Below are 12,968 nucleotides of genomic sequence, written 5' to 3' on the forward strand. Positions count from 1 at the left end.
CACAAGGTCAGTTACGCGCAATCGCCTCTGCGATCAGAGCGTCGAAATCCTGCACATCGCGCAGAGCCGCCACTTCATCAGCGGTCACTTTGATGCCCCAGTTTGCCGCCATCGCCGCATAGCGCGGCTGGCGGTGCGCCAGTGCGCGGGCATAGGTCCAGCGCACGAAAGCATCGGGATCAACCGAGGTCTCCGAGCATCCGGTCTCCTCCAGATAGCTCTCCCAGGCGGCAGTCAGGAAACCCGGCTGATAATACATCGGCTTTGGCGCGCGATCAAAACGGCGGACCAGCTCGCCGGTATGGGCCTCTGAGCCCTCAATCCAGACCATCAGCAGATTGGCGGACAGCGCCCGCATCACCGGATCCTGCGCATCCTCGGGATCCACCACCTCACAGATCGAGCCGCCGGTGTCGCAGATAAAATTCGGATAGCCGTAAATATCTTCGGCGCGGCCGATGAAATGCGGCGTATCGAGCAGCGACGAGATTTCCGCCGCGCGGTGCTGGTCCTGGCGCTTGCGATATTCCGCAAAACTCAGGCCGCCCTTCGCCGGATCACCGGGCTTGCCCAGATAGGTCGAAAGCGGCGCCAGATTATCAAAGGTGATATTCGAGGCGATAAAGACCGAATCCGTCAGCAGCAGTTCGCGCAGGAACGGCACCTTCATCGCTTCGCGCTTGAAGTTATCCGCGATCAGCTCGCCCATATAGCGGGTGCCGATGCGGTAATCGACCGAGTAGTGAAACCAGCGGCCCGCGCCGCGCAGCGTGCTGGCCACATGGGTCTTGCCAAGGCCCGACATGCCAAAGAGCAGCACCCTTTTGCGGGCACTCGCGGCCCAGTCTGCCGCAGTCGGATAGATCAGAGAAGCGTGAGGCATAAGGATATTCCGGCAGGCAAAAAGGGGTTACCCGGCGCTCCGGGGCCGTTTTGCCCCGTAGCGAATGTTGATCGAGTTGCCAAGCAGGATCAGCGCGGCACCGACAAAGACCGCCAGCTCAATCTGCTCAGCGTAAATCAGAAAGCCCGCGATCACCCCCAGCGGCAGGCGCACGTAATCCAGCGGATAAACAAAAGAGGCCGGGGCCACCATCAGCGCCCTGGCGATGCAAAAATGCGCGCCCAGACCGCCCAGCCCCATCAGGATCATCCAAAGCCAGCCGATCCCCTGCGGCAGCGCGATCTGCAGATCATAGCCCGCCACCAGCAGCCCCAGCGGCACCTGCATGGCGACCTGCCAGAAGACCAGCGACTGCGCGGTATCGCTGCGGGTCATCACCCGCGTCATCAGCGCATAGATCGCAAAGAAAATCGCACAAAGCGAGCCTGCAATCACCCCATAGCTCAGATCCGAGAAATCCGGCCGCGCCACCACCAGGACCCCGGCAAACCCCACCAGCGCCGCCAGGACCTGCGCGCCGTTCAGCCGCTCGCCAAGGAAGGCGACGGACAGCAGCAGCACCCAGATCGGCGTGGTGAACTCCAGCGCGTAAAGCTGCGCGATGGGGATCAGAAACAGCGCCTGATACCACAGCAGCTGGCCGATATAATGGATCGAATTCCTGAGCACATGCCGCCCGATGGCCCGGGTGCGCAGGCTGGCAAGTTTGCCCGACAGCGCCAGCACACCGCCCAGCACCAGCACCCCCACAAGGGCGCGGTACAGCAAAAGCTCGGTCACATCGAGCTGCCCGCTGAGTTCACGGGCCGAGATGGTCACGGCAAGAAAGGACAGGACCGTTCCGGTCATCCAGGCCACCGCCACCAGCGGACGGCTTTGAGGGTAGTCAGGGGCTTGCGGGGGGGAGGCGCTCGGCGGCATCGCGGGTCCGGTCAGGAAGAACTGAGCGCACCATGACGATGCGCCCTGAGCTTGTCCAGCGCCGCCCTGAAGCGGCCCGGGACCCACACGCGCCCGCTCAGGACCATAAGCTGCTGAGGGTCTGCGACCGAAGGGACAGCCCGACACCGCCACCAGAACGCCCGCCCCCCAAGCGACGCCCATTGGCCTTGCCCCTGGCCTCACGGCGATATCTGTCCAGCCCCTGCGAGAACCGCTTCAGCCTCTGAAGCCACGCGCCCCCGATCAGACATCTCTCTGAGGTAACCCAAAGACCCGGGGCCTGCCAAAACCCGCCCCGGAGACGAAGCCTCAGCACGTCCAGGACCACCCGAAGAGCAGCGCCGGGACAGCAGGCGCAGTCACTCCCCCCACCGCAGGTGAAACGAACCCGCCGGAGGCCGCCGCCCCTGCGCTGCTCAATGGCGCAGGGCCGCCGGGCGGCGCAGATGGGTCGCGAAAGCCGCCGTGACGGCCTCAGCCTCATGGGTCTGCGCAAGGCGCAGCAGCGAAAACCGGATCTGCGCCATCTCGCGGTAATAGCGCAGAAAGGCGATGTTCAGCCCGGCCCCGGCCACAGCGCCAAGGATCGGCACCGATTGCGCGGCAAGCTTCGGGCCGAGTGCTGCCGCGATGCGCGGCGCAAGCGTTGTGATCACCCGCTGGACCGCAGGCCCGGTCAGGGTCAGCCGCGCACCGATAAAGGCTGAGTTCACGCCGTCATCCGCCGCCCCCGGCCCGCCGGAGGCGAAGATGTGCAAAACCTCGCGGCGCACCGCCTCAGAGGCGGGATCAAAGCCCTGCTCTTCGGCGACGCTTTGAATGGCGCGCAGGATCAGCGTCACCGTGACCGGCACTTCCGCGACGGCTGAGGCCAGCCCCGCCGCACCACCTGCCGCCCCCGTCAAAGCCGAAAGCGCGATCTGGCCGGCCCCGGCCTTCGGCGTCAGCCCCGAAGATTTCGCCGCCAGACCATAGGAGGACTGCAAAGCCCCCTCGGTCAGTTTCAGCACTCCGGCGCGGGCGGGCGCGGGCAGCCGCTCCAGCCAGCCCTCGGCCTTGCCGCCGAGCTTATTCAGCGCGGCCATCAGCCCGCCGGAAGCGCGGTCATGGCGCAGCGCCAGGGCGCGGATCTCGGCCTCGGGGAAAGTCTTTGCAGAAAGGGTCAGAGCGTTTTCCATAACCTTCAGATGGGAAGCCCGGGGGCGGCTGTCAATCTGCGGGCCAGGGCCGCCGTGCCCGGTGCTTACTCCGCAGGCTCTGGCGGATACTCCAGGCCTTTGGGAAATTTCGTCACCTCGCCCGTCACACCCTCCCAGGCGCCGGGCTGCAGCGGGATGCCCAAAACCCGCTCGGGGTTGGTGGGCGGCGGCATGATAACGCCCTCGCGCTTCTCAAAGCCGAAGCGGCGGTAATAGGGGTAATCGCCGACCAGAAGCACGCGCTCCCAGCCCAGACGACGGGCCTCAGCCAGACTCTCGCGCATCAAAAGCGCCCCAAGGCCTTCGCCCTGGCGGGTCGGGTGAACGGCCACAGGCCCCAGCAGCAGCACCGGCAGATCGCCGACCAGCACCGGCCAGTAGCGGATCACCGCCGCCAGCGCATCGTCCTGATCGCGCAGCACAAGGCAAAGACCGGCCACTTTGGGCACATCATCGCGCAGCCGGTAAGACGACAGCGCCTCCCGCCCCGGCGCGAAGCACAGGTCATAAAGTGCCTCCACCTCATGAAAATCTGCCGGAGTTTCCTCTCTCAGCTGATACATGGCCGCGCCGCCCCGATCTTACCGTCCCTGTCAATCCGCCCGCTATCACGCGCAGAGAGACAGGAAAACAGCCCTCTGCGCTTTTTTCAGCGCTCCGGCGGCTTTGCGCAACTTTCGCAAATTTCCCGACATTCGGGCAACATATCTTGCAAGCCCCCCCCGGATCACATAGGAAACACGCGATTTTTGCTGGCAGCGCGGAGGGTGCCCATGCCGGTCCTGGTGATGAAATTCGGTGGCACTTCGGTAGCCGATCTTGAGCGTATCGCGAATGCGGCGGCCAAGGTACAAAAGGAAGTTGACCGTGGCTATGACGTCATCGTCATCGTCTCGGCCATGTCGGGCAAGACCAATGAGCTGGTCAAATGGGTGAATGACACCTCGCCCTTCTATGACGCGCGCGAATATGACGCCGTTGTGGCCTCGGGCGAGAATATCACCGCCGGTCTGATGGCGCTGCGCCTGCAGGAAATGGGCATTCCCGCCCGCTCCTGGCAGGGCTGGCAGGTGCCGATCCAGACCACCTCGCAGCATGGCGCGGCGCGGTTCCTGGAAATTCCGCGCGACAACATCGACCGCAAATTTGCCGAAGGCATGAAAGTGGCGGTTGTGGCGGGCTTCCAGGGCGTCACCCCTGAAGGGCGCATCACCACGCTCGGCCGCGGCGGCTCGGACACCACGGCGGTGGCTTTTGCCGCCGCCTTCGGGGCAGAGCGCTGCGATATCTATACCGATGTGAACGGCGTCTACACGACCGACCCGCGCATCGCCAAAAAGGCCCGCAAGCTCGACAAAATCTCTTACGAAGAGATGCTGGAGCTGGCTTCGCTGGGCGCAAAAGTGCTGCAAACCCGCTCGGTAGAACTTGCGATGCGCTATAAAGTGCGTCTGCGCGTGGTCTCCTCCTTTGAGGAAATCGACGAAACTTCGGGAACTCTTGTCTGCGACGAGGACGAAATCATGGAATCCAAAGCCGTTGCCGGTGTCGCCTATTCGCGTGAAGAGGCAAAGATCACCCTGTTTACGATCGAGGATCGTCCCGGCATCGCAGCCGCGATCTTCGGCCCGCTGGCGGATGCCGGGGTGAACGTCGATATGATCGTGCAGAACATCTCGGAAAAAGACTACGACGAAGCCCACCCGGGTGCCGTCACCGATATGACCTTCTCCTGCCCGATCGATCAGGTCGCCCGCGCGAAAAAAGCGCTGGAAGAGGCGATGGAAAAAGGCCTCATCAAATACGACGAGCTGATCATTGATGATGATGTCGCCAAGGTCTCGGTTGTGGGCATCGGCATGCGGTCGCACACCGGTGTGGCCGCAAAGATGTTCCAGGCGCTGCGCGATGAGAACGTCAACATCAAGGTCATCAGCACCTCTGAGATCAAGATCTCGGTGCTGATCGACCGCCGTTACATGGAGCTGGCCGTGCAGTCGCTGCACGACGCCTTCGATCTCGACAAAGCCTGAGTTCAGGCTCTGCGGCGGGACCAGATCGCCCCGCCCCTTAAAAAGAAGGCGTCGGACCCCCTGCGGGCCCGGCGCCTTTTGCGGTCCAACCCCTTTGCCTCTGAGCATCCCATGACCCCAGTCGTCTCTGACCGTCGAACTTTCCTAGGCAGCCTGCTTGCGGGGGGGGGCTTTTTCCTGCTGCCCGACCTTGCGCTGGCGACCGCCAAAGGCCCCGCGCTCGGGCAGCCGGAGGCTTTCTCTTTTGATCTTCTCAAAGAGATGGCCCGCAGCCTGGCGCAAAAGCCCTATGAGGCCCCCGCGCTGCGCGATGCCGCCGTGCTGGAGCGGATTTCTTACGATTTCCACAACCAGATCCGCTTTCGCGACGATCAGACCCTCTGGGCGGATCAGGGCAAGACCTCGCCGGTGCAGCCCTTCTTTCCGGGCACCTATTTCCGCCAGCCCGTGCGGCTTTATGCGGTTGAGGGTGGTCAGGCCCGCGAACTCAGCTTTGATCTGAGCCTCTTTGAGATCCCCGAGGGCAACCCCGCGCGTGAGCTGCAGCACACCGAGGGCTTCGCCGGTTTTCGGGTGAAGGATGCGGAAACCAGCCTCGACTGGATGGCTTTTCTGGGGGCGTCCTACTGGCGGACCTCGGGCTATTCGGGGCAATTCGGCCTCTCGGTGCGCGGCCTTGCCCTCGACAGCGGGATGCCGACGCCGGAAGAATTTCCGATGTTCACCCGCTTCTGGCTCGAGCCCTCGGAGAGCGGCAACATCACGGCCTATGCGCTTTTGGAAAGCCCGCGTGCGACCGGGGCCTACCGCATCGCCTCAAAGCGCGATGCGGAGGGCCGACCGGGCATCACCCAGGAGGTCAGCGCCGCGCTGTTCCTGCGCGGCGATATCGGGCGGCTGGGCATTGCGCCGCTGACCTCGATGTATTGGTTTGGCAAAAACAACGCCTTCATTGCGCCGGACTGGCGTCCGGAGGTGCATGACAGCGACGGGCTTGAGATCCATGCCGCCAATGGCGAGCGGATCTGGCGGCCGCTGAACAACCCGCCGCGCACCATGGCCAATAGCTTTCTGTCGCCGGGTGTCAAAGGCTTTGGCCTGATGCAGCGTGAGCGGAATTTTGAGCAGTATCAGGATGATGGCGTCTTTTATGAAAAGCGCGCCTCGGTCTTTGTGGCGCCTGCGGGCGATTGGGGCGACGGGGCGGTCACGCTGATTGAGCTGCGCACCGATGATGAGATCCACGACAATATCGGTGCCTTCTGGACCCCCACGGCTCCGGCAAAGGCGGGTCAGGAATATGATCTGCACTACCGGCTGAGCTGGCTTGAGGATGCCCCCGCCGCGCCCCTCGGCGCGCGCTTTCTGGCCACCCGTCTGGGGGCCGGCGGCATTCCGGGACATCCGCGCCCGGCGAAATGCGTCAAGGTCACCTGCGATCTGGAAAACCTCGGGCTGGAAACCTTTGACCGCACCTCGGGGGTGACGGTGGATGTCAGCGCCTCGCGCGGGACCACCTCCAATACCGTGGCCTATCCGGTGGTCGGCACCAAGCGCTGGCGCGCCATGGTGGATGTCGATTACGCCCTGCTCGACGAGGGCGATGACACGCCGATCGATCTGCGCCTCTGCCTGCGCCAGGACGGGACTGCGCTCAGCGAGACACTGCTTTTGCAGCTTTTTCCGTCACAGCTGAACCGGCTGCTCTCCGCGCGGGCCTGAGGCAAAAGACGCCCCTTCGGGCGAAAATCCAGCGGCTGCGCCGAAATACCCGGCGCGGCTGCACTTTCCATTTCCGCCCGCCCCCGTTTCCCTTTTATAGAGAGAGGGAAGCGAGGTGAGGAGCCGCCATGGCAAACCGCAGCGAAACCGACAGCCGCACCCTTTTGCGCAGCCTGCGCGACACCCTGGCTTCTGAAGCTGAGGGCCAGGCACGGCTGAACCGCGTCGTGGGCCTTATTGCGCAGTCGATGAAGACAGAGGTCTGCTCGATCTATCTCTTTCGCGACCGCGAAACGCTGGAGCTCTGGGCCTCGCACGGGCTGAAAGCGGAAGCCGTGCACAAATCGCGCCTGCGTCTGGGCGAGGGCCTGGTGGGCCGGGTGGCGCAGAACTCAAAGCCGATCAACACGGCGAATGCCCCTTCGGAGAAGGGCTTTCGCTATATGCCCGAGACGGGCGAAGAGTTGTTTTCCTCCTTCCTCGGGGTGCCGATTCAGCGGGTCGGTGAAAAAACCGGCGTGCTGGTGGTTCAGACCCGCGCGCGCCGGCAGTTCTCAGAAGATGAGCTGGATGCGCTGGAACTGGTGGCCATGGTGTTGGCTGAGATGAATGAGCTCGATGCGCTTGCGGGTGAGCCGCAGAACGGTCTGGCGCTGCACCGCCAGCCGCTGATGTTTCGCGGCGGCACGGCCCAGGAGGGCACCGCCGAGGGCCATGTCTGGCTGCATGAGCCCCGCGTGGTCATCACCAATCCCGTCGCCGAAGACCCCGAGGCTGAGACCCTGCGCCTGCGCGAAGCCGTGGCGCAGCTGCGCGTCTCGGTTGATGATCTTCTTGAGGCTGAAAGCCTTGATAAGGACCAGAAGCAGGTGCTTGAGGCCTACCGGATGTTCGCGCAAAGCCGTGGCTGGGTGCGGCGGATGGAAGAAGACATTGCCCATGGTCTGTCGGCAGAAGCCGCTGTTGAGAAAGAACAATCCACCGCCCGCGCGCGTCTTGAGATGGTGCCCGACGCCTATCTGCGCGAGCGGCTGCATGATCTCGATGATCTCTCCAACCGGCTGCTGCGCATCCTGACGGGTCAGGGTCAGGCCAATGGCGAGATGCCCGTGGATCCGGTGCTGGTGGCGCGCAATATCGGCCCGGCGGAACTGCTGGAATACGGCCGCCGCCTGAAGGGCGTGGTGCTGGAAGAAGGCTCGGTCGGCTCTCATGCGGCGATTGTCGCCCGCGCGCTGGCAATCCCGCTGATCATCCATGCCGAGCGGATCACCACCGAGGCGCTGAACGGCGACCGCATCCTGATCGACGGCGATATGGGCGTGGTGCATCTGCGCCCCGATGACACCATCTCAGCCGCCTTCCGCGACAAAACCGCCATGCAGGCCAAAGCCCAGGAGCAATATGCCTCGCTGCGCGGCCTGCCCGCCCAGGCGCGCTGCGGCACCACCATTGCGCTGCATATGAACGCAGGGCTGATGGCCGATCTGCCAAGCCTTGAGGGCTCGGGCGCGGAAGGCGTGGGCCTGTTCCGGACGGAACTGCAGTTCCTGATCCGCAGCCAGGTGCCCAAACGCGATGAGCTGGCCGCGCTTTATGCCCGCGTCATGGAGGCCGCCCGCGGCCGCCGCGTGGCCTTCCGGACGCTGGATATCGGCTCGGATAAAGTGCTGCCCTATATGAAGCCGCAGGATGAGCCGAACCCTGCCATGGGCTGGCGCGCGATCCGCGTGGGCCTTGAAAAGCCGGGCGTTCTTCGGATGCAGCTGCAGGCGCTGATCCGCGCGGCCAATGGCGGCCCGCTGACGGTGATGTTCCCCTTTGTCACCCAGCCCTCTGAGTTTGACGCCGCAAAAGTGCAGCTTTCTCAGGCCCTTGCCCATGAGGAGAAGATGGGCCGCGCCCTGCCCTCTTCGCTGGAAATCGGCGTCATGCTGGAGACCCCAAGCCTTGCTTTTGCGCCCGAGAGTTTCTTTGCGCGCACCGATTTCGTCTCGATCGGCGGCAATGATCTGAAGCAGTTCTTCTTTGCCGCCGACCGCGAGAATGAGCGGGTGCGGCGGCGCTATGACACGCTTTCGGCGGCCTTTCTCGGCTTTATCGGGCTGATCGTGCAGCGCTGTGACGCGGCGGGAACGCATCTGTCCTTTTGTGGCGAAGACGCAGGCCGCCCCCTTGAGGCGCTGGCCTTTGCCGCCATGGGGCTGCGCAGCCTTTCGATGCGCCCGGCCTCTATCGGGCCGGTGAAGGCGCTGCTGCGCCGTGCCGATCTGGGCGAGGTCCGCGCGATCATCGACGGCTGCATTGCGCGGGGCGAAGAGAACCTGCGACCCGCGCTGACGCAATATCTGGAAACGCTGGTCTGAGGCTCAGGCCATCGGCGCGGTGAGGATCTCTTCCCCGCCGCCGCGCAGAGCCGTGTAAAAGCACGAGCGGCGGTTGGTGTGGCAGGCGGGTCCGGTCTGATCGACCTGCATCAGCAGGCAGTCGCGGTCGCAGTCGATCCGCAGATCGATCAGCCGCTGGATATGCCCCGAGGTCTCCCCCTTGGCCCAGAACGCCTGGCGCGAGCGCGACCAATAGGTCACCACCCCGGTTTCCAGCGTGCGGGCCAGTGATTCGGCGTTCATCCAGGCCATCATCAGCACCTCGCCCGTGGCGTGGTCCTGGGCGATGGCCGGGATCAGCCCCTGGGCGTCATATTTCAGGCTCGCGGGATCGAAGGCCATGGGCCACTCCTTTGCATTGGCGGGTCTCCGGGCCTATCTAGAACCTGCTGCCCCCGGGGGAAAGTCCAAGCGTGAGGATGCCATGAGCGACCAGGATCTGATGAAGCTTTATTCGGGGAAAATTCTCGAACTGACCACGCGCATCCCGCATCTCGGCACCCTTCCCGCCCCGGAGGGAGAGGCGAAACGCCGCTCGCCGCTCTGTGGCTCTTCGGTGAAGGCGGGGGTGGTGCTGCGCGACGGGCGGGTGGCCGAATTCGCCCAGGAGGTCCGCGCCTGTGCGCTGGGCCAGGCAGCCGCCGCCATTACCGGCGCCGCCGTGCTGGGGCGCACCCCTGCGGAACTGCGCTCCGCCTCCGGGGCGCTGGCCGCGATGCTGGAGGGCGGTCCCGTCCCCCCCGCCCCCTTTGAGGGCTTTGAGGTGCTGACCCCGGCGCGCGAGTTCAAAAACCGCCACGCCTCCATCCGCCTCGCGCTCGAGGCCGCAGCAGAGGCCGCCGAAGCCGCCCTTACAGCGCAGACCGCCGGGTCCTGACGGCGGGCAGCGGATAAAAAAGCCGCCGGGCCCGGCAGGGGTCCCGGCGGCGAGTTTTCTCTGTCAGGCAGGCACGGCGGGACAGGCCGCACGGAACACAGAGAATGGCGAAAAATCAGCCCTCAGCCCGCAAGCGAGAGCGTGCCGATCAGGGTGGCGAAGAGCACGGCCACACCGGCTGCGTCTTTAACAAGCTCACGCCGCGACCGGCTGAAGATGGCGAAAAATTCAAAGAACATTCTGGCCCCCATTGTGATGTTGCCAGAACGTTCTCATTTTCACATCCGAGTCGTCAAGAACTTTATGGGAACAAGTGTGAACATTTCATTAACTGGAACACTGCGGATACCGCCCATGAAAAAACCGCAGCCCGTCAGAGACTTAGCTGCGGCTTACAGGATCGATTGCAGGGCTCAGGCGCCCCGGCGCAGCAGATAGGCAGTCACACCGCCTGCAAGCTCTTCGCTGCCAAGGAACTCATGCCCGCCCTCGCGGGCGAAATGCGGCACGTCAATCACGGCCGCAGGATCGGTGGCCAGGAGGCGCAAAAGCGCGCCAGGCTGCAGGCTGAGAATCACTTTTCGCGCCCGCAGAACCGGCAGCGGACACAAAAGCCCGCAGGCATCGACCTCACGGGCCTCATTACTCATCATCACAGCTCTCTTTTGCAGGCAGGCGGGGAAAGCGGGGACCGGGGGCCCCCGCGGGTCCTCAGAGGCCAAGGCACCAGCGCATGACGGCCTTTTGCGCGTGCAGACGGTTCTCGGCTTCATCGAAGATCACCGAGGCCGGGCCGTCCATCACCTCGCTGGTGACCTCATCATTGCGGTGCGCGGGCAGGCAATGCATGAAAAGCGCATCGGGATTGGCGCGGTTCATCAGCTCTTGCGTGACCTGATAGGCGCGCAGCTGGTTGTGGCGGCGCTCTTTGGCCGATTCCGGATCATGCATCGAGACCCAGGTGTCGGTGACGATCAGATCGGCGCCTTCGACCGCCTTGAAGGGGTCGCGCTCAATCGCGACGGTCGAGCCTTTTTCGCGGGCGAATTTTACCCAGACATCTTCCGGATCAAGGGTTTGCGGACCGGTGAAGGTAAAATCAAAGCCAAACTGCCCGGCAGCATGCAGGAAGCTGGCGCAGACGTTGTTGCCGTCGCCCGCCCAGACCACCTTTTTGCCTTTGATCGGGCCGCGGTGCTCTTCATAGGTCATGACATCGGCCATGATCTGGCAGGGATGCGTGCGGTTGGTCAGGCCGTTGATGACCGGGACCGTGGCGTAATCCGACATCTCTTTGAGGGTGTCTTCTTCAAAGGTGCGGATCATGATGAGATCGACATAGCGCGAGAGCACCCGCGCGGTATCGGCGATGGTCTCACCATGGCCGAGCTGCATCTCTTTGCCCGAGAGCACCATGGTCTGTCCGCCCATCTGACGTACGCCGACATCAAAGGAGACGCGGGTCCGGGTCGAGGGCTTCTCGAAAATCAGGGCCACCATGCGGCCGGCCAGCGGCTGGTCTGCATCGGGCGTGCCGCGCGGCAGACCGGCGCGGGCCTCTTTCATGGCGCGCGCGGTGTCGATCATGGCGCGCAGGTCAGCCGGAGAGGTGGTGTGAAGATCAAGGAAGCTGGGCATTGGGGTTTTGCTTTCGGCTGAAGGCCAGGGGCTTCACGCCCCCGGACCCCCGTGGAGTATTTTTAAAAAGCCAAAGTCCTCAGGCTTTGAGGCTGGCGGCGGCCTGATCAAGGCGGGTCAGCGCCTCAGTGATATCGGTGTCGGGGATGTTGAGCGCCGGGAGCAGGCGCACGACATTATCCGCGCCGGGCACGGTCAGAAGATGCTGCGCGTAGCCGGCCTGAACGACATCACTATTGGCCACTTTGCACTTGAGGCCCAGGATCAGGCCGAGGCCGCGGACTTCCTCAAAGACATCCGGATGGCGGGCAACGAGGCTTTCGAGACCCTGACGGAAGAGCGACGCTTTGCGGTTCACTTCGCCAAGGAAGGCGGGATCTGCGATGGTTTCCACCACCGTGCAGCCCACGGCGCAGCCGAGCGGGTTGCCACCATAGGTCGAGCCGTGGCTGCCTGCGGCCATGCCGGATGCGGCCTCCTCGGTGGCCAGCACCGCGCCGAGCGGAAAGCCGCCGCCGATGCCCTTGGCCACCATCATGATATCAGGGTTAACGCCCGCCAGCTCATGGGCAAAAAGGCGCCCGGTCCGGCCCATGCCGCATTGCACTTCATCAAGGATCAAAAGTGCGCCTGCCTCATCACAGATGGCCCGAAGTTCTTTGAGCTGGGCGTCTGAGACCGGGCGGATGCCGCCTTCGCCCTGGATGGGCTCAATGATGACGGCGGCCACATCGGCGCCCATCCCGGCGCGCAGGGCCTCCATGTCGCCGAAAGCGAGCGTGGTGAAGCCGGGCATCAGCGGGCCAAAGCCCTTCACCATTTTCTCCGAGCCCGCCATGGCGATCGCGCCGGTGGAGCGGCCATGGAAAGCGCCGTCGAAAGAGATGATCCGGATGCGGTCTTTCTCGCCCTTCTCGTAGAAGTGCTTGCGGGCCATTTTGATCGCAAGCTCTGCAGCCTCGGTGCCCGAGTTGGTAAAAAAGACCGTGTCTGCAAAGGTATGGGCGACCAGAAGATCCGCCAGCTTCTGCTGGTTCGGCACCTCATAGAGGTTGGAGGTATGCCAGAGCTTCCCGGCCTGATCGGCGAGCACCGAGACCAGTTTCGGATGGGCATGGCCAAGGGAATTCACCGCGATCCCAGCTCCGAGGTCGAGATATCGCTCGCCCGTCGTGGTGATCAGCCAGCTGCCTTCGCCGCGCTCAAACGCCAGCGGTGCACGATTATAGGTGGGCAATACGGAAGCGATCATGGAAATTCCCTGAA

The 12,968-nt window shown here is 63.9% G+C and carries 12 protein-coding genes; 4 read left to right on the forward strand and 8 right to left on the reverse strand.

From position 1 onward, the window contains the following. Positions 1–7: 7 nt before the first annotated feature. From EG244_RS03820 to EG244_RS03835, 4 genes are all read right to left on the reverse strand, one after another. Positions 8–868 carry an ATPase gene (locus EG244_RS03820; protein WP_124963762.1) on the reverse strand — a complete coding sequence of 287 codons (861 nt, stop codon included), beginning with the start codon at positions 866–868 and terminating at the stop codon, positions 8–10. 42 nt (positions 869–910) lie between these two features. Then, positions 911–1,753, reverse strand: coding sequence for a DMT family transporter (locus EG244_RS03825; protein WP_158617229.1), 843 nt, complete (start codon positions 1,751–1,753; stop codon positions 911–913). A gap of 509 nt (positions 1,754–2,262) precedes the next feature. After that, complete coding sequence (locus EG244_RS03830; protein WP_124963685.1) at positions 2,263–3,024, reverse strand: EcsC family protein; 762 nt, start codon at positions 3,022–3,024, stop codon at positions 2,263–2,265. A gap of 65 nt (positions 3,025–3,089) precedes the next feature. Then, positions 3,090–3,608, reverse strand: a complete 519-nt coding sequence (locus EG244_RS03835) for a GNAT family N-acetyltransferase (protein WP_124963686.1) — start codon at positions 3,606–3,608, stop codon at positions 3,090–3,092. 210 nt (positions 3,609–3,818) lie between these two features. Between EG244_RS03835 and EG244_RS03840 the strand changes: the two genes are divergently transcribed. The 3 genes from EG244_RS03840 (at position 3,819) to ptsP (ending at position 9,166) form a co-directional block, all read left to right on the forward strand. Next, positions 3,819–5,078 (forward strand): aspartate kinase, encoded by a 1,260-nt coding sequence (locus tag EG244_RS03840; protein ID WP_124963687.1) that lies wholly within the window; start codon positions 3,819–3,821, stop codon positions 5,076–5,078. Positions 5,079–5,189: 111 nt separating this feature from the next. Then, the gene (locus EG244_RS03845; RefSeq protein WP_124963688.1) at positions 5,190–6,800 is read left to right on the forward strand and encodes a glucan biosynthesis protein; all 1,611 of its coding nucleotides are present in this window, start codon (positions 5,190–5,192) and stop codon (positions 6,798–6,800) included. A gap of 128 nt (positions 6,801–6,928) precedes the next feature. Beyond that, the gene (gene ptsP / locus EG244_RS03850) at positions 6,929–9,166 is read left to right on the forward strand and encodes a phosphoenolpyruvate--protein phosphotransferase (protein WP_124963689.1); all 2,238 of its coding nucleotides are present in this window, start codon (positions 6,929–6,931) and stop codon (positions 9,164–9,166) included. Positions 9,167–9,169: 3 nt separating this feature from the next. Here ptsP and hisI read toward each other — a convergent pair whose 3' ends face one another. Further along, positions 9,170–9,529, reverse strand: coding sequence for a phosphoribosyl-AMP cyclohydrolase (gene hisI / locus EG244_RS03855; RefSeq protein WP_124963690.1), 360 nt, complete (start codon positions 9,527–9,529; stop codon positions 9,170–9,172). A gap of 82 nt (positions 9,530–9,611) precedes the next feature. On the opposite strand from hisI, the gene EG244_RS03860 reads away from it, so the two are divergent. Beyond that, positions 9,612–10,064 (forward strand): iron-sulfur cluster assembly scaffold protein, encoded by a 453-nt coding sequence (locus tag EG244_RS03860; protein WP_124963691.1) that lies wholly within the window; start codon positions 9,612–9,614, stop codon positions 10,062–10,064. A 413-nt stretch (positions 10,065–10,477) separates the two neighbouring features. Here EG244_RS03860 and EG244_RS03865 read toward each other — a convergent pair whose 3' ends face one another. The 3 genes from EG244_RS03865 to EG244_RS03875 form a co-directional block, all read right to left on the reverse strand. After that, positions 10,478–10,717 carry a sulfurtransferase TusA family protein gene (locus tag EG244_RS03865; protein WP_407644025.1) on the reverse strand — a complete coding sequence of 80 codons (240 nt, stop codon included), beginning with the start codon at positions 10,715–10,717 and terminating at the stop codon, positions 10,478–10,480. 58 nt (positions 10,718–10,775) lie between these two features. Next, on the reverse strand, positions 10,776–11,702 hold the full coding sequence (gene argF, locus EG244_RS03870; RefSeq protein ID WP_124963692.1) for an ornithine carbamoyltransferase: 927 nt from the start codon (positions 11,700–11,702) through the stop codon (positions 10,776–10,778). 79 nt (positions 11,703–11,781) lie between these two features. Then, positions 11,782–12,954 carry an aspartate aminotransferase family protein gene (locus EG244_RS03875; RefSeq protein WP_124963693.1) on the reverse strand — a complete coding sequence of 391 codons (1,173 nt, stop codon included), beginning with the start codon at positions 12,952–12,954 and terminating at the stop codon, positions 11,782–11,784. Positions 12,955–12,968 lie beyond the last annotated feature (14 nt).

This window comes from Falsigemmobacter faecalis, assembly GCF_003863335.1.
Taxonomy (GTDB): Bacteria; Pseudomonadota; Alphaproteobacteria; order Rhodobacterales; family Rhodobacteraceae; genus Wagnerdoeblera; species Wagnerdoeblera faecalis.

Bases quoted from the DNA above. Each gene is read 5' to 3' on its own strand.
- EG244_RS03860 (WP_124963691.1), top strand. From the start codon at position 9,612: ATGAGCGACCAGGATCTGATGAAGCTTTATTCGGGGAAAATTCTCGAA.
- EG244_RS03830 (WP_124963685.1), bottom strand. From the start codon at position 3,024: ATGGAAAACGCTCTGACCCTTTCTGCAAAGACTTTCCCCGAGGCCGAG.
- EG244_RS03865 (WP_407644025.1), bottom strand. From the start codon at position 10,717: ATGATGAGTAATGAGGCCCGTGAGGTCGATGCCTGCGGGCTTTTGTGT.
- EG244_RS03840 (WP_124963687.1), top strand. From the start codon at position 3,819: ATGCCGGTCCTGGTGATGAAATTCGGTGGCACTTCGGTAGCCGATCTT.
- EG244_RS03875 (WP_124963693.1), bottom strand. From the start codon at position 12,954: ATGATCGCTTCCGTATTGCCCACCTATAATCGTGCACCGCTGGCGTTT.
- hisI (WP_124963690.1), bottom strand. From the start codon at position 9,529: ATGGCCTTCGATCCCGCGAGCCTGAAATATGACGCCCAGGGGCTGATC.
- EG244_RS03825 (WP_158617229.1), bottom strand. From the start codon at position 1,753: ATGACCGGAACGGTCCTGTCCTTTCTTGCCGTGACCATCTCGGCCCGT.
- ptsP (WP_124963689.1), top strand. From the start codon at position 6,929: ATGGCAAACCGCAGCGAAACCGACAGCCGCACCCTTTTGCGCAGCCTG.
- argF (WP_124963692.1), bottom strand. From the start codon at position 11,702: ATGCCCAGCTTCCTTGATCTTCACACCACCTCTCCGGCTGACCTGCGC.
- EG244_RS03845 (WP_124963688.1), top strand. From the start codon at position 5,190: ATGACCCCAGTCGTCTCTGACCGTCGAACTTTCCTAGGCAGCCTGCTT.
- EG244_RS03835 (WP_124963686.1), bottom strand. From the start codon at position 3,608: ATGTATCAGCTGAGAGAGGAAACTCCGGCAGATTTTCATGAGGTGGAG.